At 65.5% G+C, this 19,505-nt stretch carries 20 protein-coding genes; 11 read left to right on the forward strand and 9 right to left on the reverse strand.

Annotation, left to right across the window (positions count from 1 at the left end; genetic code table 11):
• Positions 1–42 precede the first annotated feature (42 nt).
• Positions 43–840, reverse strand: a complete 798-nt coding sequence (locus ACK4FJ_RS11520) for an SDR family NAD(P)-dependent oxidoreductase (RefSeq protein WP_409766531.1) — start codon at positions 838–840, stop codon at positions 43–45.
• 115 nt (positions 841–955) lie between these two features.
• Here ACK4FJ_RS11520 and ACK4FJ_RS11525 point away from each other — a divergent pair, with 115 nt between their 5' ends.
• The 3 genes from ACK4FJ_RS11525 (at position 956) to ACK4FJ_RS11535 (ending at position 2,922) form a co-directional block, all read left to right on the forward strand.
• On the forward strand, positions 956–1,462 hold the full coding sequence (locus ACK4FJ_RS11525; protein WP_409766533.1) for a hypothetical protein: 507 nt from the start codon (positions 956–958) through the stop codon (positions 1,460–1,462).
• A gap of 139 nt (positions 1,463–1,601) precedes the next feature.
• Complete coding sequence (locus tag ACK4FJ_RS11530; RefSeq protein WP_409766535.1) at positions 1,602–2,102, forward strand: hypothetical protein; 501 nt, start codon at positions 1,602–1,604, stop codon at positions 2,100–2,102.
• A gap of 73 nt (positions 2,103–2,175) precedes the next feature.
• Positions 2,176–2,922: a substrate-binding periplasmic protein gene (locus tag ACK4FJ_RS11535; RefSeq protein WP_409766537.1), complete on the forward strand. Its 747-nt coding sequence runs from the start codon at positions 2,176–2,178 to the stop codon at positions 2,920–2,922.
• 8 nt (positions 2,923–2,930) lie between these two features.
• On the opposite strand, the gene ACK4FJ_RS11540 is transcribed toward ACK4FJ_RS11535, so the two are convergent.
• Positions 2,931–3,560 carry a LysE family translocator gene (locus tag ACK4FJ_RS11540; protein WP_409766539.1) on the reverse strand — a complete coding sequence of 210 codons (630 nt, stop codon included), beginning with the start codon at positions 3,558–3,560 and terminating at the stop codon, positions 2,931–2,933.
• A gap of 41 nt (positions 3,561–3,601) precedes the next feature.
• Entirely contained in the window at positions 3,602–4,192 is a 591-nt protein-coding gene (locus tag ACK4FJ_RS11545) for an intradiol ring-cleavage dioxygenase (RefSeq protein WP_409766541.1), read from the reverse strand.
• 164 nt (positions 4,193–4,356) lie between these two features.
• Between ACK4FJ_RS11545 and ACK4FJ_RS11550 the strand changes: the two genes are divergently transcribed.
• The 5 genes from ACK4FJ_RS11550 (at position 4,357) to ACK4FJ_RS11570 (ending at position 9,483) form a co-directional block, all read left to right on the forward strand.
• The gene (locus ACK4FJ_RS11550; protein WP_409766543.1) at positions 4,357–4,956 is read left to right on the forward strand and encodes a TetR/AcrR family transcriptional regulator; all 600 of its coding nucleotides are present in this window, start codon (positions 4,357–4,359) and stop codon (positions 4,954–4,956) included.
• 26 nt (positions 4,957–4,982) lie between these two features.
• On the forward strand, positions 4,983–5,396 hold the full coding sequence (locus ACK4FJ_RS11555; RefSeq protein WP_409766545.1) for a DUF1127 domain-containing protein: 414 nt from the start codon (positions 4,983–4,985) through the stop codon (positions 5,394–5,396).
• 220 nt (positions 5,397–5,616) lie between these two features.
• Positions 5,617–7,656 carry a TRAP transporter permease gene (locus ACK4FJ_RS11560; protein WP_409766547.1) on the forward strand — a complete coding sequence of 680 codons (2,040 nt, stop codon included), beginning with the start codon at positions 5,617–5,619 and terminating at the stop codon, positions 7,654–7,656.
• 32 nt (positions 7,657–7,688) lie between these two features.
• Positions 7,689–8,846 carry a TAXI family TRAP transporter solute-binding subunit gene (locus ACK4FJ_RS11565; RefSeq protein WP_409766549.1) on the forward strand — a complete coding sequence of 386 codons (1,158 nt, stop codon included), beginning with the start codon at positions 7,689–7,691 and terminating at the stop codon, positions 8,844–8,846.
• 124 nt (positions 8,847–8,970) lie between these two features.
• Positions 8,971–9,483, forward strand: coding sequence for a DinB family protein (locus ACK4FJ_RS11570; protein WP_409766551.1), 513 nt, complete (start codon positions 8,971–8,973; stop codon positions 9,481–9,483).
• Here the strand turns inward: ACK4FJ_RS11570 and ACK4FJ_RS11575 are convergent.
• Both ACK4FJ_RS11575 and ACK4FJ_RS11580 read right to left on the reverse strand, forming a co-directional pair.
• On the reverse strand, positions 9,480–10,019 hold the full coding sequence (locus ACK4FJ_RS11575) for a hypothetical protein (protein ID WP_409766553.1): 540 nt from the start codon (positions 10,017–10,019) through the stop codon (positions 9,480–9,482). The genes ACK4FJ_RS11570 and ACK4FJ_RS11575 overlap by 4 nt on opposite strands.
• A gap of 4 nt (positions 10,020–10,023) precedes the next feature.
• Positions 10,024–11,283, reverse strand: a complete 1,260-nt coding sequence (locus ACK4FJ_RS11580; RefSeq protein ID WP_409766555.1) for a threonine synthase — start codon at positions 11,281–11,283, stop codon at positions 10,024–10,026.
• Positions 11,284–11,789: 506 nt separating this feature from the next.
• On the opposite strand from ACK4FJ_RS11580, the gene ACK4FJ_RS11585 reads away from it, so the two are divergent.
• Both ACK4FJ_RS11585 and ACK4FJ_RS11590 read left to right on the forward strand, forming a co-directional pair.
• Positions 11,790–12,152, forward strand: a complete 363-nt coding sequence (locus ACK4FJ_RS11585; protein WP_409766557.1) for a GFA family protein — start codon at positions 11,790–11,792, stop codon at positions 12,150–12,152.
• A 266-nt stretch (positions 12,153–12,418) separates the two neighbouring features.
• Positions 12,419–12,628, forward strand: a complete 210-nt coding sequence (locus ACK4FJ_RS11590; RefSeq protein ID WP_409766559.1) for a GNAT family N-acetyltransferase — start codon at positions 12,419–12,421, stop codon at positions 12,626–12,628.
• Between the two features lie 15 nt (positions 12,629–12,643).
• Here the strand turns inward: ACK4FJ_RS11590 and ACK4FJ_RS11595 are convergent, their stop codons facing one another.
• From ACK4FJ_RS11595 to mutS, 4 genes are all read right to left on the reverse strand, one after another.
• Positions 12,644–12,952 (reverse strand): YkgJ family cysteine cluster protein, encoded by a 309-nt coding sequence (locus tag ACK4FJ_RS11595; protein ID WP_409766562.1) that lies wholly within the window; start codon positions 12,950–12,952, stop codon positions 12,644–12,646.
• A 16-nt stretch (positions 12,953–12,968) separates the two neighbouring features.
• Positions 12,969–13,178, reverse strand: coding sequence for a cold-shock protein (locus ACK4FJ_RS11600; RefSeq protein WP_409766564.1), 210 nt, complete (start codon positions 13,176–13,178; stop codon positions 12,969–12,971).
• Positions 13,179–13,436: 258 nt separating this feature from the next.
• The gene (locus tag ACK4FJ_RS11605; RefSeq protein ID WP_409766566.1) at positions 13,437–14,240 is read right to left on the reverse strand and encodes a substrate-binding periplasmic protein; all 804 of its coding nucleotides are present in this window, start codon (positions 14,238–14,240) and stop codon (positions 13,437–13,439) included.
• 53 nt (positions 14,241–14,293) lie between these two features.
• On the reverse strand, positions 14,294–16,951 hold the full coding sequence (gene mutS, locus ACK4FJ_RS11610) for a DNA mismatch repair protein MutS (RefSeq protein ID WP_409766568.1): 2,658 nt from the start codon (positions 16,949–16,951) through the stop codon (positions 14,294–14,296).
• Positions 16,952–17,097: 146 nt separating this feature from the next.
• On the opposite strand from mutS, the gene ACK4FJ_RS11615 reads away from it, so the two are divergent.
• A complete protein-coding gene (locus tag ACK4FJ_RS11615) occupies positions 17,098–19,374 on the forward strand; it encodes an NADP-dependent malic enzyme (protein WP_409766570.1) in 2,277 nt (758 codons plus the stop codon).
• Positions 19,375–19,505: the final 131 nt, after the last annotated feature.

A 19,505-nucleotide genomic window follows, 5' to 3' on the forward strand; every position in this document is an offset into this window, starting at 1 on the left:
TCCGCGCGGTTTACACGCCCTGGAAATCACACGCCCAAGAAATCACACACTCTGGAAGTTCACCATGCCGCCGCCATCGATGATCATGGTCTGGCCGGTCATGAAGCGCCCGGCGGCCGAGGCCAGGAAAACAGCGGCACCGGCGATCTCGTCGGGATCGCCGATCCGCTTCAGCGCATAGCCCTTGGTGGCTTTCTTGGAGATTTCCGGGTTCTCCCACAGGGCGCGGGCGAAATCGGTCTTGATCAGGCCGGGCGCGATGCAGTTGGCGCGGATATTCTGCGGCCCCCATTCGACCGCCAGGTTGCGGGCCAGCTGCATGTCGGCCGCCTTGGAGATGCCATAGGCGCCCAGGGTGTTTGAACCGAACAGGCCGCCGACGGAAGAGATGATGATGATCGCACCGTCCTGGCGCTTTGCCATGTCGGGCGCGGCCATGTTGCATAGCCAGTGGTTCGACTTGATGTTCACGTCCATGATCTTGTCGAAGGCATCGTCGGGGATGTCCTTCGACGGGCCGAAGAAGGGGTTCACCGCCGCGTTGCAGACCAGGATGTCGATCCGGCCCCAATGCTTGATCGTGGCATCCACCAGGGCCTGGAGCTGCGCCTTCTCCGAGACGTTGCAGGGCACCACAATGGCCTCGCCGCCAGCATCCCGGATTTCCGCAGCCACCTTCTCGCAGGCATCGGCCTTGCGGCTGGTCACCACCACCTTCGCGCCATGCTGGGCCATGCGCAGGGCGATGGCACGGCCGATGCCGCGGCTGGAACCGGTGATCACCGCCACCTTGCCGGTCAGGTCGAAAAGGGTGTCGGGGGCATTCGGGGCGAGGGTCATCGGGTTTCCTGTCCTGTCGTCTTTATGAGTTTTCTGGTTTTTCCTTGGGTGGCAGCAGCTTAAACCGGCGGCGCTGCCGATGGGAACCTTCCGCCACACCCCCTATAATAAATGTATGACCCTGTCGCGCCGCCTGTTCGCCCTCAGCCTGCTGTCCCTGCTCATGCCCCTGCTTCTGGCCGCCTGCGCCAGCGAGCCCCCGCCCCCGCCGCGCGCCGCCGCCTGGCTGGGCAGCCAGAGCGGCCGGGTTTTTGTGCGGGTGCTGGCGGTCGAGCCGGTCGAGGCGATGGAACTGACCGCACCGGACGGGCGTGTCTTCGCGCCCGAGACCCAGCGGACCGAACAGCGCCCACGCAGCAATGACGAGCCCTGGCGGCCGGGCATCGGCCTGGGCGGCTCGGTCGGCTCGGGCAGCGGCAGCGATATCGGCATTGGCATCTCGCTGCCGATGGGCAATCCCTTCACCCGCGAGGCCCCGCGCGGATCCATTGCCAGCGAGGCGCAATTCGCCCTGCCGGCCGAGGCGCTGGCCTCCTACCGCAGCCGACCACAGGAGTGGCGGCTGGATCTGCTGTTCCCCGGCCGCAGCACCGGCATCCCGGCGCCGCCATTGGCCCCCTAAGTCCCTCCTGTCGGCAAAAGCTGCCGTCCGCGCCGCAACGCAACACCATAATATCCCGGAAATCCGCCATCTTAACCATGGCACGGGGCTTGCTCCGCTTCTTGCCAGATACCGATGTCCGGACCGAGGAGTTGAAGTCATGGCGATTGCGTTGCTGTCCCTGCGTCAGGCCGAGAAAGTCGAACCCCAGCTGCGCGCTGCCCTGAAAGGTCAGCCCGCAACGGCCAAGCCGACGGCCAGCGACCTGGCCCAGGCGGGCCTGAGCGCCCGCGAACGCCTCGCCCTGCGCGACGGCAGCCCGGCCGACGCCGCCGCCGCGCTGAATGCCCGGCAATATGTGCAGCAGATTATCGCCAAGGACCGCGAATTCACCCGCAGCCAGATGATCTGGGCGCTGGGCCGCATCGAACCGGGCGAGATCGAGGCAATGCTGAAATCGTTGGCCAAGATGCGCGGCCGTTATGCCAGCCTGGTACTGGAATACAGCCAGACCGAACGGCCCATCGGCCGGCAGGCCCTGGAGGAACTGCGCGGCCTGCGCGAGCGCATCGACGAATTCGAACGCGGGCTGGAGACGATCAAAACCGCAATTCTTGACGGCAACGCCGAGGTGGATGGCGTGAAAGCCGCCCGCATCTGATTGCGGACTGTACGCCGGCCAATTACATGAAATTTATGCGTTGGCCGGAGCCTATCTGATTATCATTGGCGGCATGCGCTTCGCTTCGGTCCTGATTCTCTGCGCCAGCCTACTGCTGCCGACTTTGCCCGCGGCCGCGACAGACCTGGCGGAAATTCACTACGTCGCCGCGCGCTTCCCGCCCTACACCCTTGAACAGCAGGATCGCGCCGCCGGCCCCACCGCCGCGCTGATCTCGGCGCTGGCCAGCCGTCTCGGCCGTCCGGCCGCGCTGACCGTGCTGCCCCTCGCCCGTGCACTGGCTGAGGCGGAAAACGAGTCGAACACCCTGGTCGCGCTGATCGCCCGCACGGCCGCGCGGGAAAATTCCTTCCACTGGGTCTGTCCGGTGCTGAATTACGATGTGGCTATGTTCCGGCGCCGCGACCGCCCGGATGTGGTGGCGGAGTCCGTGTCCGAGTTGGCGCGCTGGCAGATCGCCGGCGTGCATCTCGACGTCAAGACGGAGTATCTGCTGCGACAGGGCGTTCCGGTGCAGGAAACGGCCGACGAGGATATCGCTGCCCGGCAACTGCTGTATGGCCGGATCGATACCATGCCGGCCCATCCGGCCAGCCTTCATCTGCGCCTGCGGGAGCTTGGCGAACGCCCCGATACGGTCACGGCCTCTCTGCCGCTGCATGACCTGACCAGCCGGCTGTACCTTGCTTTCGGCAAGGCGACGGAGCTGTCGGTCGTGGCTGCCGTATCGCAGGCCTGCGAGGCGATGCTGTCGAACGGCGATGTCGACCGCCTGATGCGACCGCAGGAAACGAACTGAGGCGTTATTTATTTCCGGTCGAATGCCAGTCTGAGCGCCATCACGGCGAACACGCCGCCGAGCAGCCGGTTCTGCCAGCGCACGAAGGCAGGCCGCGCACTGAGCCATTCGCCCAGCCGGCCGGCGACCAGCGCGATGCTGCCATTGACGATGAATCCCGCGCCGCTGAGCACGCAGGCGAGCAGCAAGGCCTGCCACACCGCCGTGTCGGGATCGGGCTGCATGAATTGCGGGAACAGCGCCAGGAAAAACAGCGCCACCTTCGGATTGAGCATGTTGGTGAGCAGACCCTGGCGGAACAGCTTCATCAGCGGCAAAGCCGGCGCACCGGGCCGCGGCGGCTGGAACCCGCCGGCGCCGCAGAAGGCCTGCACGGCGAGATAGAGCAGATAGGCGGCACCCGCCCAGCGGATGATCTCGAACATCACCGGCGCCACCAGCAGCATGCCGCTCAACGAGAAGCCGGCAATCAGGGCGTGGAAGTAGCAGCCCAGCGTTATACCCGCGAGCGTGATCAGACCGGCGGCGCGGCCCTGCGCCACGCTGCGCGTCATCACCAGCAGCATATCGGGACCGGGCGTCGCCGCCAGGGCGAAAGCGGCAAGCGTGAAGGTGAGCAGAGTGGGCAGATCCATCATGCGTCGACGATGGCGCCGCGTCGTTGCTGGGTCAAGCCGGCTCAGCCGACATCAAGCACGAAATCATACCGCGCGATCTTGGCCGTCTCGTCGCCGCCCATCTGCACCAGCAGGCGGCGGTCGAAGATGCGGTCGCGTGCGTTGCCGGGTTCATCTGGGAAATAGAGCTGGGTCGTGAGCACATCGCCGCGTGGCGGGCGCAGCTTCACATGGATATGCCGGGTGCGGCCGGGATAGACGCCTGGCAGGATCGTCTCGAAGCGCCAGCGGCCATCGCCATCGCTGAACTGGTGGCCACGCAGGCGATAGCCGGCATTGTCATATTGCCCGGCGGCATCGGCCTGCCATACATCGACCATCACATCGCCGACCGGGCGGCAGCGGCGGTCCAGTACCAGCCCGCCGATGCGCAGCGGGATTCCGGCCATATCGGGTTCGCGCAGATTCGCCGTCTGCGGCGGGCGCGGCGTATAGAACGGTCCCTCGGTCTGGCGCGGCGTGGCATCCCGGCTTTCGCCGCAGGCGGGCGTGGGCTCCAGCGGCAGCGACAGGCCGCGCGTCTGGGCAAAACCCAGACCCGGCAGGGCGGAAAACATGGCTGCCTGGAGCAGCAGGTCGCGGCGCGTCGTCATAGATGCCTCCTCCAACCAGACTTACGTCTGGCCCGATCTGGCGGTTTACACGCGGCAGGGCGGATTTCCCTGCTGCACCGGATGATCACGCTTTTGTGGCCGCCATCACAGGCGGAATGACAGGCGATCTTGACTTTGCGAACGACCGTTCGTAATTTAGCGACATGAGCAAAGGTCAGCAGACACGCGCCGTCATCCTCACCGAGGCCCTCCGCGCCGCCAGCGTCGAAGGCTTCCAGGGGATTTCCATCGGCATGCTGGCCGACCGGCTCAAGATGTCGAAATCCGGCCTGTTCGCCCATTTCGGGTCGAAGGAAGAGCTGGAAAAAGCCCTGCTGGACGAAAGCGCCAAGCGTTTCATGGCCACGGTCTGGGAACCGGCCCGCCTGGCGCCGCGCGGACGGCCGCGCATCGAGTCACTGTTCAGGGGCTGGCTCGACTGGAGCCTGCATAACGACGACCTGCCTGGCGGCTGCCTGTTCGTGACGCTCGCCGCCGAATACGACGACAAGCCGGGGCCGGTACGCGACCACCTGGCCGAGTTGCAGACCCGGTGGCAGGGCATGATGATCCGCAGCGCCCAGATCGCCATCCAGGAAGGCCATTTCCGCGCCGACTTGGACCCGAAACAGTTTGCCTATGAGCTGCAGGGCATTTTCCTGACGCTCAATTATTACCGCCGCCTGTTGCGCGACGGCTCCGCGGTGCAACGCGCCGAGCAGGCCTTTACCCAGCTGCTCGCCCGGTCAGCCGCAATCCACTGACTTAACAACAAGAAAAGAGCCTCCCCATGACCTACCACAGCGCTATCGACTACCCCTCCGGTTCAGAAAAGCACGATCGTTCGTTAATAACACCCTTCGCCAGGGCCAAGGTCGCACCGTCGCGCCCCGACTGGCTGGCCTCGCCCCTGGCCCCGCCGCCGAGCAAGGCCGAGCTGCGCTGGCTGGACGGCCTGCGCGACCCGGCCGCGCTGCAGGGTCTCGGCCTGCCATGGTGGCGGATGGCGCTGCCCGCCCTGCGCACGGCTTTCGCCACCTGGCGGCAGCGCAGCCGCATGCGGCACGATCTGGCACAGGTCGATGCCCATACCCTGCGCGATGCCGGCATCTCGCCGGGCGCGGCGGCCTTCGAAGCGGCCCAGCCTTTCTGGGCATCGCCGATCCAACTGCGCGACATCGACGCCGAGCGTCCCAATATCTGAAATCCGGGGCCTGAAGCCCGGGATCTGAAGCAGTCCGCTCTCCGGCGGCTGACCCGTACGGGCGCCGCGGTATCCCCGTGCCGCGACGCCCCGCCGGCCACGATCTTTTCAATTGCATACAAAAGCGATCAATGCGTTGATCCTTTGTCTGCGGCTTCGTAAGCTGTCGGTCCGACAATCGGACCGACAGCAAGCAGGTCCGGGCACGGGGAGGAAAAGAATGTCACAGGGTTTCGGCGCGCAGGGTGCCGATCATTCGGCGCGTGGCCAGGATTCCGGCCGTAACGGCGCCGCACCCCCGCCCCAGGATCAGATGGTCGAGGAACTGGCGTATCGCCGGCTGTCGCCGCTGATGCGGGCCATCTTCGTGCTGATGACCCTGCTGACCCTCGTCATGGTGCTGAACCAGCAGTTCAACCTGCGCCTCTTTGATGTCACGCTGATCGAGAACCGTTACCTGTTCCTGCTGGCGGCGATCACCTTGCCGCTGGTTTTCCTCGCCTATCCCTGGCGGCCGAAGGATGCCGCCAGCGGCAAGGTCGCACTGCATGATATCGCCCTGGCGCTGGCCAGCCTGGCCGCCATCGGCTGGTTCGCCTGGGTGGCGGAGGACATCCTGGCCGAGGGCTGGGAATTCGCCCCGCCGCTGACAGCGCAGATCCTGGGCGGCGTGCTGTGGGTGATCATCCTTGAGGCCCTGCGCCGCACCGGCGGCATGATGATTTTCATCATCGTGGCCGTGATGTCCCTCTACCCGGTCTTCGCCGACAGCATGCCCGGCCCGATCCGCGGCATCCAGCAGAGCCTGGAAGACACCTTCGCCTATCATATCGTGTCGTCGGAAAGCGCCTTCGGTATCCCGATGCGGGCCTTCGGCGAGATCGTGATCGGCTTCATCGTCTTCGGCGTGGCGCTGAACCACACCGGCGGCGGCAAATTCTTCAACGACCTCGCCTTCGCGCTGGTCGGCCGGGTGCGCGGCGGCGCAGCGCAGGTGGGCGTGATCTCGTCGGGCCTGCAGGGCTCGATCTCGGGCAGCGTGATCTCGAACGTGATCTCGTCGGGCGTCGTCACCATCCCGGCGATGAAGCGCACCGGCTTCCGCGCCGACTATGCCGGCGGCGTCGAGGCTGTGGCCAGCACCGGTGCGGTGCTGATGCCGCCGGTGATGGGCTCGACCGCTTTTGTGATGGCCAGCTTCCTAGGCATCTCCTACACCGAGATCGCGTTGGCCGCCGCCATTCCCGGCCTGCTGTTCTATTTCAGCCTCGTCGTGCAGATCGACGCCTATGCCGCGCGCCAGGGCCTGAAGGGCCTGAAGAAATCCGAGCTGCCGTCGCTCTCCGAAACGCTGAAGGCCGGCTGGCTCTATATCCTCGTCTTCCTGGTGCTGATCTTCCTGATGGTGTGGCAGCAGCGCGAGGCCGTCGCCCCCTTTGCCGCCACCGCCCTGCTGCTGGTGATCAACCAGATCCTGCCGAAAAACCGCCTGGGCTGGGAAAAGCTGCTCGATCTGCTGGCCGCCACTGGCCGGGCGCTGGCCGAACTGGTCGCCATCCTGGCCGGCGTGGGCTTCATCATCGGCGCCTTCTCGGTCACTGGCCTCGCCGGCACGCTGGCCAACGACCTGGTCTATCTCGCCGGCGATAATGCCCTGATCCTGCTGCTGATGGGCGCGCTGACCAGCTTCGTCTTCGGCATGGGGATGACGGTGACGGCCTGCTACATCTTCCTCGCCATCGTGCTGGCGCCGCCGCTGGTGAAGGCCGGGCTCGATCCGCTGGCCGTGCATCTGTTCATCATGTACTGGGGCATGATCTCCTTCATCACGCCGCCGGTGGCGCTGGCCACCTTCGCCGCTTCCTCCATCGCCCGTACCTCGCCGTTCAAGATCGGCTTCCAGGCCATGCGGCTGGGTGCTGCGATCTACATCATCCCCTTCTTCTTCGCCCTCAACCCGGCGCTGATCCTCAAGGGCGAACCGATGGAGGTGGTCTCGGTGATCGTGAGTGCCGCGCTGGGCGTGGCGCTGATCTCCAGTGCGATGCAGGGCTACCTGTTCGGCGCCGGCCGCCTGGACGGATCGCCGCTGCGGCTGCTGGCGCGCGCCATGCTTCTGGTGGCCGGCTTCGCGCTCGCCGTGCCCGGCGGCAACCTCATTCCCGTCAGCAACCTGACTCTGGCGGCCATCGGCGTGGTCCTTGCCCTCGCCGCCTTCCTGCTGCTCCGGCTGACCAACCGCAATACCGTCACCGCATGACCAAGAGTAAAAACACGAGGAGGAAACCGAAGATGCGTCACACCAAAACCTTTGCCCTGCTGGGGGCCGTCGCGGCGCTTGCCGTGTCGACATCGGCATTTGCGCAGAAGCTGCCCGACCAGCTGACCTGGACCGCCTATGACGTGGGCTCAGGCGGCTACAACCAGGCGGTCGCCATCGGCAATGCGCTGAAGAACAAGCAGGGCGTGACCCTGCGCGTGCTGCCCGGCAAGAACGACGTGTCGCGCACCGTGCCGCTGCGCGAGGGCAAGGCGCCCTTCTCGGCCAACGGCGTCGGCGGCACCTACATGGCGCAGGAAGGCATGTATGAGTTCGGTGCCAAGGACTGGGGTCCGCAACCGGTGCGTTCGCTGCTGCTGAACAATTCCGACGCGCTGCTCACCGTGGCCGTGGCCAAGGATACCGGCGTGAAGACCATCGCCGACCTGAAGGGCAAGCGGGTGGCCTGGGTGGTCGGTGCGCCGTCGTTGAACCAGAACATCACCGCGCTGCTCGCGTTCGCCAACCTGACCTGGAACGACGTGCAGAAGGTGGAATTCGGCGGCTTCGGTCAGGCGATGGACGGCATCATCAACAACCAGGTGGATGCCGCCTTCACCTCGACCATCTCGGGCAAGGCCTTCCAGATCGAATCCTCGCCGCGCGGCATCACCTGGCCGGTGGTTCCGCACAACGACAAGGAAGGCTGGAAGCGCCTGAAGGCCAAGGCGCCGTTCTATGTGCCGTTCATGGGCACCGAGGGCGCCGGCCTGTCGAAGGACAAGCCGGTGGAAGGCGCGACCTATCCCTATCCGGTGCTGATGACCTACGACAAGGTCGATGCCGGGCAGGTCTATGCCATGACCAAGGCGATGGTCGAACTGTTCAACGACTACAAGGACGCCGCGCCGGGCAACGTGGGCTGGGACATCAAGCGCCAGGTCTTCGACTGGGTGGTGCCGGTACATGAAGGCGCCATCAAGTACTTCAAGGAGATCAAGGTCTGGAAGCCCGAATACGACAAGAGCAACGCCGACCTGCTCAAGCGCCAGAAGGTGCTGGCCGATGCCTGGGCCGCGCACCAGAAGGCCACTTACGCCGACGACAAGGCAGCCATGAGCGGCTGGCAGAAGATCCGCGCCGAGGCCCTGGCCAAGGCAGGCATGGAACCCGTGCTGACCGAATGGTAAGTACGGTAATCACCATGTGATACTCGACGGCCCGCCATCACCGGCGGGCCGTTTGAGTTTTATGCAATTGCAGCCGGACAATTCCGCGCTTTGCGGCCGTCCGGTCCCGCCATACGCTGATCCCATGACCAGCACCGACATCCTGCTTGAGCATGTGCGCCGCATGGCGCGCTACAACGCCTGGGCCAATGGCCGCCTCTATGACGCCTGCGCCGCGCTGCCGCCGGCGGAGTATTACGCCGCGCGGCCCAGCTTCTTCGGCAGCCTGCACGCCACGCTGAACCACATCCTGGTGGGCGACAGCGTCTGGCTCGGCCGCTTCACCGGCAAACCCGCCGCGCATGTGAAGGCCCTGAACCAGATCCTGCATGAGGATTTCGCCGGCCTGCGCCAGGCGCGCGAGGCCAAGGATGCCGAGATCGTCGCCTTCTGCGACGGGCTTGACCCGGCCGCCCTGGCATCGACGTTTTCATATGCCAACATGCGCGGCAACCGTTTCACCGATCTGCTGCTGCCGCCGCTGATGCATTTCTTCAACCACCAGACCCATCATCGCGGCCAGGTGCATGGCCTGCTGAGCCATGCCGGCACCAATCCGCCGGAACTCGACCTGATCTATTTCCTGCGTGCGGCCTAGGCCGGGTCGCCGCCCGAGCGCACCGGCGCGCGGGAGGGATAGATCTGGCCCGACACCAGGCGGTCGATCCGCCCGCTCTGCGGATCGGCCAGCGGCAGCACGAGGTATTCCAGCGCATAGGTCTCGCCGTCGATCTCGCGGCGCGAACGCACATGCACCGGCCGGCGCGCCTGCATGGCGGCCCCGCAGGCCTGAGGCCCGATCTTTGCCACCAGCGCATCGGTATGTTCGTCCATCCATGTGCCGGTGACGTCGCGGCCGCGGCGGGCCACCAGCGGCGCGCCGACGAAGCGGTAGCGGAACCGCGGAACGCCGTCTGCCTGTGGCACCACGTCAAAGACCACGATCTGCCCCTGCATGTAATCCAGGCGCGATGGCGCGGCGAAATCATGGCCGGGCAGGCCGCCGGGCGGCGAGGCATGCAGCCAGTCGGCCAGCAGGCGGCGCAGCAGCGGATGTCGCAGGGCCACCGTGGAGACGAGGATGTCGTATCCTGCCTCGGTGGTCTGCGGTTCCGGAGTCTGCTTTTCGGGCATGCCGTCACAGCCTCGCGAAATCGATCGCGCCATGGCGGTCGAGCGGCTGGCCGCCATCGGGCATCGGGTATTTCAGGCCCGCCGCGCAGTTCCACAGCACCACGCGGTCGCTCTTTTTCACTTTGCCTTCGGTCAGGGCCTGTTTGTAGGCCGCATAGGTGGCGGCGCCCTCGGGGCACATCAGGAAACCTTCCTGTTTCGCCACCTCGTTCAGGGCCGCCGTGATCGCGCCATCCTCCACGGCCATGGCGAAACCGCTGGAATTGCGCACGGCATCCAGGATCAGGAAATCGCCGATCGCCGCCGGCACGCGGATGCCGGCCGCCACGGTATGGGCATTCTCCCACAGCTTGGCATGCCGCTCGTTGCCTTCGAAGGCGCGCACGATGGGGGCGCAGCCGGCCGCCTGCACGGCAATCATCTTCGGACGTTTGGAACCGATGAAGCCGATGGCCTCCAGTTCCTCGAAGGCCTTCCACATGCCGATCAGGCCGGTGCCGCCGCCGGTGGGATAGAAGATCGCATCGGGCAGTTCCCAGCCGAGCTGTTCGGCCAGTTCCAGCCCCATCGTCTTCTTGCCCTCGATACGATACGGCTCCTTCAGCGTGGAGGTATCGAACCAGCCGGCCGCCTCTTTGCCGGCGCCGACCAGCTTGCCGCAATCGTTGATCAGGCCGTTGACCTTGTAGAGCCGCGCGCCCTGCAGCGCGATCTCGTTCATGTTCACCTGCGGCGTGTCGTCAGGGCAGAACACCACCGTCTCGATGCCCGCCCGCGAGGCATAGGCGGCGAGCGCCGCACCGGCATTGCCGTTGGTGGGCATGGCCATCTTCTTCACGCCCAGCTCTTTCGCCATGCAGACGGCCAGCGCCAGGCCACGCGCCTTGAACGAGCCGGTGGGCAGGCGGCCCTCATCCTTCACGATGATCTCGCCGCTGACGCCCAGCGCCCTGGCCAGGCGCGGCAGGCTGAGGACCGGCGTCATCACCTCGCCCAGGGAGACCACGTTCTCGGTTTTGCGTACCGGCAGCATCTCGCGATAGCGCCACCAGTTCGGTGCACGGGAGGCGATCTTGTCTTTGGTCAGCGCCGCCTTCACCCCGACCAGGTCGTAGCGCACCAGGATCGGATAACCCTTGGGCGACAGGTTATGCAGGGTGTCGGCCGGCAGCCGCTCGCCCGTCATGCCGCATTCCAGATGGGTGACGAAGGTGGGGGTCTCGGGGATCAGGCTTTGCGAAACGGGGCTGGGCGCGGCGGTCATGACGGGGAAGCAAGCCTATGTGGTTGAACAGGGCCAATAAATCCCAGAGGGAATTCGCTCGAATCGTAGCATGGGCCGGGGGCGGTCGGGAGAGCCGGATCGCCGCGATGCCATTTGCGACCGTTTTGAACCATTCCGGTCCGTTCGGGTCCATTTCAGCCCATCCGGGTCGATCCAGGTCCATTCAGGTCCATTTCTGCCCATCCGGGTTGATTCAGGTTCATTCGGGTTCGTTTGAGTTCGTTTTGCTTCGTTACGTTTCGTTTGTGCTCGTTACGCTTCGTTTTGTTTCGTCAGCGTTCGTTATGCTTCGTTTGTGTTCGTTTCCATTCTGCCCTGCCCGACCGGCGGGATATGCAACTAGGAATATAAAGATTTATAAATTAGAACATATATAGTACAAATAGCCTTGCAAGACAAGGCCGGCATTGGAGCGGGCCACAGAATTGACTTGGCGGCCGCCGGCAGCCATCACACCGGCAGGATTTCAGCACGGGAGGACGGACATGGCGGAAGCCACGATTCACAAGGGCGGCTGCCATTGCGGCGCGGTGCGCTATGAGGTGAGCACGGCGCTGGATACGCCGGTGATCTCGTGCAACTGCTCGATCTGCCAGAAGAAGGGCACGCTTTTAAGCTTCGTGCCGGCCGATGCCTTCAAGCTGCTGAGCGGCAAGGATGCCGTGCAGGATTACCAGTTCAACACCAGGAACATCCATCACCTGTTCTGCAAGACCTGCGGCGTAACCTCGTTCGCCACCGGCACGGCGCCGAACGGCACGCGCATGGTGGCGATCAACGTGCGCTGCCTGGACGATGTGGACCTGAAATCTTTGCCGGTGATGGACTACGACGGCCGCAGCATGTGAGCCGGCCATGGCGCCGGGCTATGATTTCCGCCGCATGACGGCGGCCAACCTGCCGCTGCTGCGCGGCTGGCTGGAAACCGAAGACTGGCGGCCGACCTGCACGAGCCGGCGATGCGGCTGTGGATCGTGTGCCATGCGGGCGTGCCCTTCGCCTTCATGCAGGATTACGCCATCCATGCCTGGGCCGACCATCCCTATCGCGACCTGCCGCCGGGCACATTCGGCATCGACCAGAGCATCGGCGTGCCGGCGATGCCGCGCTGGCTATGCTGGGGCGCGGCCATGGCAGCGCCTTCATCCGCCAGCATGTGGCACGGCTGTTTGCCGAGGGCGCGCCGTTCGTGGCGACCGACCCCGATCCCGACAATGCACGCGCCATCCGCGCCTATCAGAAGGCGGGATTCAGAATCCTGGAAAACGAGGCGCGGATCACCGACTGGGGCCGCGCCCAGCTGATGCTGGCCGAACGGCCGTGACGCCGGGATATAACGCTAGAGATTGAAGGCGTCGCGCGCGATGCGGCAGGCCTCGTCGCCCGGCTGGCATTCGCGGCAGACATCGGGCCGCACATCATAGGCCTTGCAGGAGGTGTGCTGGCCGACCGTGCCGCTTAAGGCCGAGCAGCGGTCGCCGTCACAACGCATCCGGCCCGCCTCGTCATCGACGAAACAGGCCGGGATGCGCGCGAGCGCGGCATCCTCTTCGAGCGAGAAACGGGGCCAGTCGCGCGAGAACGCGCAACAGGCGCCGCAGCTCTGACAGTCGAAGGCTGCCGCGCCCTGGATCGCCTGATGAATCAAGCGACGATCAGGTAGATCAGGCGGCCTGGATGGCGCGCACGGCGGTCTTGCCCGAGCGGCTGTCCTGTTCGGTGTCGAAGGAGACCTTCTGGCCTTCACGCAGTGCGCTCATGCCGGCACGTTCCAGCGCGGTGGCGTGCACGAACACGTCCTTGCTGCCGTCTTCCGGCTGGATGAAACCGAAGCCCTTTTGGTCGTTGTAGAATTTGACAATGCCTGTCTGCATGGGATGTTCCTTGGATTGGATGAATGAAGGGAACCAGGCGCAGCAAAACTGCGTCCGGTGCCCGGTTTTCGATTTTTTTGGAGAGAAAGTCGGAAGACGCGCCCGGCAAAGCCAGAGCGAACAGCCAGAAGGTCCGGCCAAAAAATTTCGATGGCCGGACCCTAGGCTTTAATTGCGGCGAATACAAGGCGAAACTTTAGGCGCCAGGTTTTGAGCCGCTGCCTGCGGCTGGTTCGCAACACGGCGTCGACAATGCGGTTAGCTGTAAAGCTGCAATATCCGCGCGATCTCGCCCCTGTCCTGCAGGCGGCGCAACGCCGCTTCCAGCTCTGCCGCGCGCGTTACCAGCGGCGAGGCGCGCGACAGCACGATATAAGACGGGCTGCCCTCGATGCGGTAGGGCGAAAGCGGCCAGTTGAGCTGCTGCCCGCGCAGCAGCCAGCGCGCCTGCTGCTCGGGCATGATGGCGGCATCGACGCGCTCGCCGCCCAGCAGGCGCAGGGCGGCGTCGTAATCGGCGACGGGGATTTTCTCCAGCGTCGCATCGCCGTCGAAACGGCTGGAATACCGCGCGCCGCGCAACACGGCGATGCGCAGGCCGCGCAGGTCTTCATACCGCGCGATGCGCGGACTCTGCGGCCGGGTGACGAAGATTTTCGCCTCGGCCGGCAGCGGCGGATCGAGATAGAGCAGATAGGCCTCGCGCTCGGGCGTGCGGTTGGGGCCCAGCATGATATCGGCCTCGCCGGCCCGCATCATGGGAAAGCCGCGCGCAAACGGCGCCTCGATGAAATGCAGGGTCAGGCGCGTTTCGGCCGCCAGCGCGCGCAGGATATCGACATAGATGCCGCTATGGCCCTCGTCGCCGCGCGCGCGGCTGACGATGCGGTAGGGCGGCGCGTCGTTGATCAGCACGCGGGCTTCTGCGGACGCGGACGCATGCAAGGGCGGTGCACGCACAGGCATTGTCTGCGCCGCCGCCGTTCCTGCCGCCGAATACGGCAGCATGCAAACGGCCAGCAGAGCCGCAACATGACAGCGCGCGGCGACTGCGATCCTCATGACGGCATCATACACGCAGCGCGCGGATAGCGGATAGCGGGAATCTGCGGCCCTTACGGCTTCAGCAAAGCCTTCAGCTGATACAGCAGGTCGAGCGCCTGTTTCGGCGAAAGCGCGTCGATATCGGCGGATTTCAGCGCGCGCTCCACCTCCGACGGTTTCGTTGCCGCCTCCACCTTCGGCGGCGGCGCCATGGAAAACAGCGGCAGATCATCGACCAGTTTGGCCGAGCCGCCGGTCTGGTTGGACTTCTCCAGCGTATGCAGCACGGCGGAGGCGCGTTTGAGCACCGCATCGGGCAGGCCGGCGAGTTTCGCCACCTGGATGCCGTAGGAGCGGTCCGCCGCGCCCGGGCCGACCTCGTGCAGGAAGACCAGCTCGCCCTCCCACTCCTTCACTTTGAGCGTGTGGTTGGAGAGCTGCGGCAGCTTTTCAGCCAAAGCCGTCAGCTCGTGGTAATGCGTGGCGAACAGGCCGCGGCAACGGTTCTTCTCGTGCAGGTATTCCACCACCGACCAGGCAATCGAGAGGCCATCGAACGTGGCGGTACCGCGGCCGATCTCGTCCAGGATCACCAGCGCCTTGGGGCCGGACTGGTGCAGGATCGCCGCCGTCTCCACCATTTCGACCATAAACGTGGAGCGCCCGCGCGCGAGATCATCCGCCGCGCCGACGCGGCTGAACAGGCGATCCACCACGCCGAGATGCGCCTTCGCCGCCGGCACGAACGCGCCCATCTGCGCCAGCACACTGATCAGCGCATTCTGGCGCAGGAAGGTGGATTTACCCGCCATGTTCGGGCCGGTGAGCAGCCAGAGCCGGCGGCCCTCGCCTAAATCACAGTCATTCGCCACGAAGCGTTCGCCCTGGCCGCTGCGTTCAAGGGCGGCTTCCACCACCGGATGCCGCCCGGCCTCGACATGGAAGGCGAAACTGTCGTCCACCTGCGGCCGCACCCAGTTGCGCTGCACGGCGAGCAGGGCCAGCGACGCGGTGACGTCCAGCGCGGCGAGTGACTGGGCGGCACGCGTGATGGCCTCGGCGCGGGCCAGAACCTCGGCCGCCAGGCGTTCGAACATTTCCAGTTCCAGCTTCAGCGCGCGGTCGGCGGCCTGGGCGATCTTGCTCTCCAGCTCCGACAATTCGGGCGTGGCGTAACGCACGGCATTCGCCATGGTCTGGCGGTGGATATACTGCGCGCCCATCTGCGGCATGTGCTTGGGCGCCACCTCGATGTAATAGCCCAGCATGTTGTTGTGCCGGATCTTCAGCGTATTGATGCCGGTTTCCTGCGCGTATTTGTCCTGCAGAGCGGCGATGTGACGGCGGCTTTCGTCGCGCAGTACACGCAGTTCGTCCAGCGCGGCATCGACGCCCGCGCGAATGAAGCCGCCATCGCGCGTGTACATCGGCAGTTCATCGGCCAGGGCATTGCCCAGCGTTGTCACCAGCGCATCGTGGCTGCCCAGCCCGTCGCGCAGGTCGGCCAGAGCCGGCGGCAGCATCGTTTCGGCGCCCAGCCGTGCCTGCAGGGCCTGCGCCTGGGCCAGGCCGTCGCGCAGGCAGGACAGATCGCGCGGGCCGCCGCGGCCCAAAGAGAGGCGCGAGAGCGCGCGGGCGAGATCGGGCACCTTCTCCAGCGCGCCGCGGATATCGTCGCGCAGGCGGGGCGTGTCGACCAGATAGCCCACGGCATCGTGGCGCGCCGCGATCTGGGCCGGATCGGTGAGCGGGGCCTGCAATCTCTGAGCAAGAAGCCGCGCGCCGGCGCCGGTGAGCGTGAGGTCGATGCAGGAGAGCAGCGCGCCGTCGCGGTTGCCCGACGTGGTTTCCACCAGTTCGAGGTTGCGCCGCGTGGCCGGGTCGATGGCCATCACGCTGGTGGGCGACTGCCGGGCCGGCGGATCGAGGCGGGGCAGTTTGCCGCATTGTGTGGTCTCGACATAATCGAGCAGCGCGCCGGCGGCACAGAATTCGGCGCGGCTGAAATCGCCATAGGCATCGAGTGCTGCGACGCCGAGCGCGGTTTTCAGCCGGCGTTCGCCCGAGACGCTGTCGAAGCGCGCCGAGGGCATGGGAGAGAGCGCAACATCGAGTTGTTCGAACAGCGCCCGTAATTCGGCCCGGGCCAGCAGGCTTTCGGGCAGGACCAGCTCGCGCGGGTTGATCCGGGCGAGGTCGGCGCCGAGCGACGCGGAGGTTGTTTCCGTCAGGCCGAATTCGCCGGTGGACATGTCGAGCCAGGCCAGCGCCAGGCTGCCATCGGCGCCGCCGGCCTGGGCCAGCGCGGCGAGGTAGTTGTTGCGGCGGGATTCCAGCAGGCTGTCTTCCGTGATGGTGCCGGGCGTAACCACACGCACCACGTCGCGCCGCACCACCGATTTCGAGCCGCGTTTCTTGGCTTCCGCCGGATCTTCGGTCTGTTCGCAGACCGCCACCTTGAAACCCTGGCGTATGAGACGGGAGAGGTAGGCTTCCGCCGCGTGAACCGGCACGCCGCACATGGGGATCGGCTGGCCGTCATGCTCGCCGCGCTTGGTCAGCGCGATGTCCAGCGCCCGGGCGGCCGTGGCCGCGTCGTCGAAGAACAGTTCGTAAAAATCCCCCATCCGGTAGAACAGCAGGCAGCCGGGATAGGCCGCCTTGATGGTCAGATACTGCGCCATCAGCGGGGACGTTCCGGGGGGAAGGGTGAGCTCGGGTTTGTTCATGGGCGAAATATTATGCAGCCCGCAGACATAGCACAGCACGCGGGCCTTTTAACCCCCCGGGGCTTTTAACCTCTTTGGCCTTGGCCTTATGATGCTCCACGGGAGCGAAAACCGCCCGCGTGTGAAAACCGGAAACACAGAGAAAAATGAGCGAATCGAAAAGCCCGTCACTTTACGACGACGCCCTCGAATTCCACAAAATGGGCCAGCCCGGCAAGCTGGAGGTCGTGCCGACCAAGCCGATGGCCACCACCCGCGACCTCAGCCTGGCCTACAGCCCGGGCGTCGCCGCTCCCTGCCTGGAAATCCAGAAGGACCCCGACACCGCCTACGACTATACCTCGCGCGGGAATATGGTGGCGGTGATCTCGAACGGCACCGCCGTGCTGGGTCTGGGCAATCTCGGCGCGCTGGCGGGCAAGCCGGTGATGGAAGGCAAGGCGGTGCTGTTCAAGCGCTTCGCCGATGTCGACTGCATCGACCTTGAGGTCGATACCGAGAGTGTCGACGAATTCGTCAACTGCGTGCGCTTCCTCGGCCCCAGCTTCGGCGGCATCAACCTGGAAGACATCAAGGCGCCGGAATGCTTCGTGATCGAGCAGCGCCTGCGCGAGCTGATGGACATTCCGATCTTCCATGACGACCAGCACGGCACGGCGATCATCGCCGCCGCCGGCATGATCAACGCCCTGCAGCTCACCGGCCGCGACATCAAGGATGCCAAGATGGTGGTGAACGGCGCGGGTGCCGCCGGCATCGCCTGCACCGAGCTGATGAAGGCGATGGGGATGCGGCATGAGAATGTCATCCTCTGCGACACCAAGGGCGTGGTCTATCAGGGCCGCACCGACGGCATGAACCAGTGGAAGTCGGCCCATGCCGTGAAAACCGACGCGCGCAGCCTGGAAGACGCCATGAAGGGTGCCGACGTGTTCTTCGGCCTCTCGGCCAAGGGCGCGGTGACGCCCGACATGCTGCGCTCGATGGCGGCCAACCCGATCGTCTTCGCCATGGCCAACCCGGATCCGGAAATTACCCCGGAAGACGCGCTGGCCACGCGCGGCGACGTGATCATGGCCACCGGCCGTTCGGATTACCCGAACCAGGTGAACAACGTTCTGGGCTTCCCCTACATCTTCCGCGGCGCGCTGGACGTGCGGGCGAAGACGATCAACGACGAGATGAAGATCGCGGCGGCAGAGGCCATCGCCATGCTGGCGCGCCAGGACGTGCCCGACGAGGTCGCCGCCGCCTACAAGGGCGACCGCCCGAAATACGGCCCCGGCTACATCATCCCCTCGCCCTTCGATCCGCGCCTGATCGTCGACGTGCCGCTGGCGGTTGCCAAGGCCGCCGTGAAATCGGGCGTGGCGCGCAAGCCGATCACCGACTGGGCGGCCTATGCCGCCGAGTTGCGCGCGCGGCTGAACCCCACCGTGGGCAGCCTGCAGATCTTCTTCGACCAGGTGGTGGCGAATCCCAAGCGCGTGGTGTTCGCCGAAGGCGAGGAAGAGACCGTGATCCGCGCAGCGCTGGCCTTCCGCGATGCCGGCTATGGCACGCCGGTACTGATCGGCCGCAGCGAGCGCATCGAGGCGACCATGCAGGCCATCGGCCTGAAGAACCTGGATGGCTGCGAAATCCACAATGCCCGCATCAGCGAGCATAACGCGCGCTATACCGAGTTCCTCTACAGGCGCCACCAGCGCCGCGGCATGCTGCAGCGCGACGCGCAACGGCTGGTCAACCTGGACCGCAACGTGTTCGGCGCCTGCATGGTGGCCAACGGCCATGCCGATGCGATGATCACCGGCGTGACGCGCACCTATTCGGTGAGTTACGACGGCATCCGCATGGCGATCGACGCCCAGCGCGGCCAGCGCGTGATGGGGCTTTCGATCATCGTGGCCAAGGGCCGCACGGTGTTCATGGCCGACACCACCATCACCGAACTGCCCGAGGCGAAGGACCTCTGCCAGATCGCGGTGCAGGCGGCCGGCGTAGCGCGCCAGATGGGCCACGAGCCGCGCGTGGCCCTACTGTCGCATTCCAATTTCGGCAACGCGCCGGGCGGCGTGGTGGAAAAGGTGCGCCAGGCCGTGATGGAGCTCGACGCGCTGCATGCCGGCGGCCATGGCGCCGAATTCGAGTATGACGGCGAGATGTCGGCGGCGGCAGCACTCAATCCCGACCTGATGAAGATTTATCCCTTCAGCCGCCTGTCGGGCCCCGCCAACGTGCTGATCATGCCGGGTATTCACTCGGCCCTGCTGTCGTCGCAGTTGCTGCAGGAACTGGGCGGCGGCACGGTGATCGGCCCGCTGCTGATCGGCCTGGAAAAGCCGGTGCAGATCGCTCAGATGGGCGCCTCTGTGAGCGACATCGTCAACCTCGCCGCCTTGGCTGCTTATAACGCGCGCTAATGCGGGCGTGGGGTGGCGTAGAACGCGCGCTGATCATCAGCACACACCTGTTTATTTGACATTTATTGAGCCGCCGCGCCTTGTATCGCGGCGGCTTTTTCTTACCCTCCGCGCAGTTTTTGCTGCGGAGT

Origin of the sequence: Ferrovibrio sp. (genome assembly GCF_046297595.1) — a bacterium.
GTDB lineage: Bacteria > Pseudomonadota > Alphaproteobacteria > Ferrovibrionales > Ferrovibrionaceae > Ferrovibrio.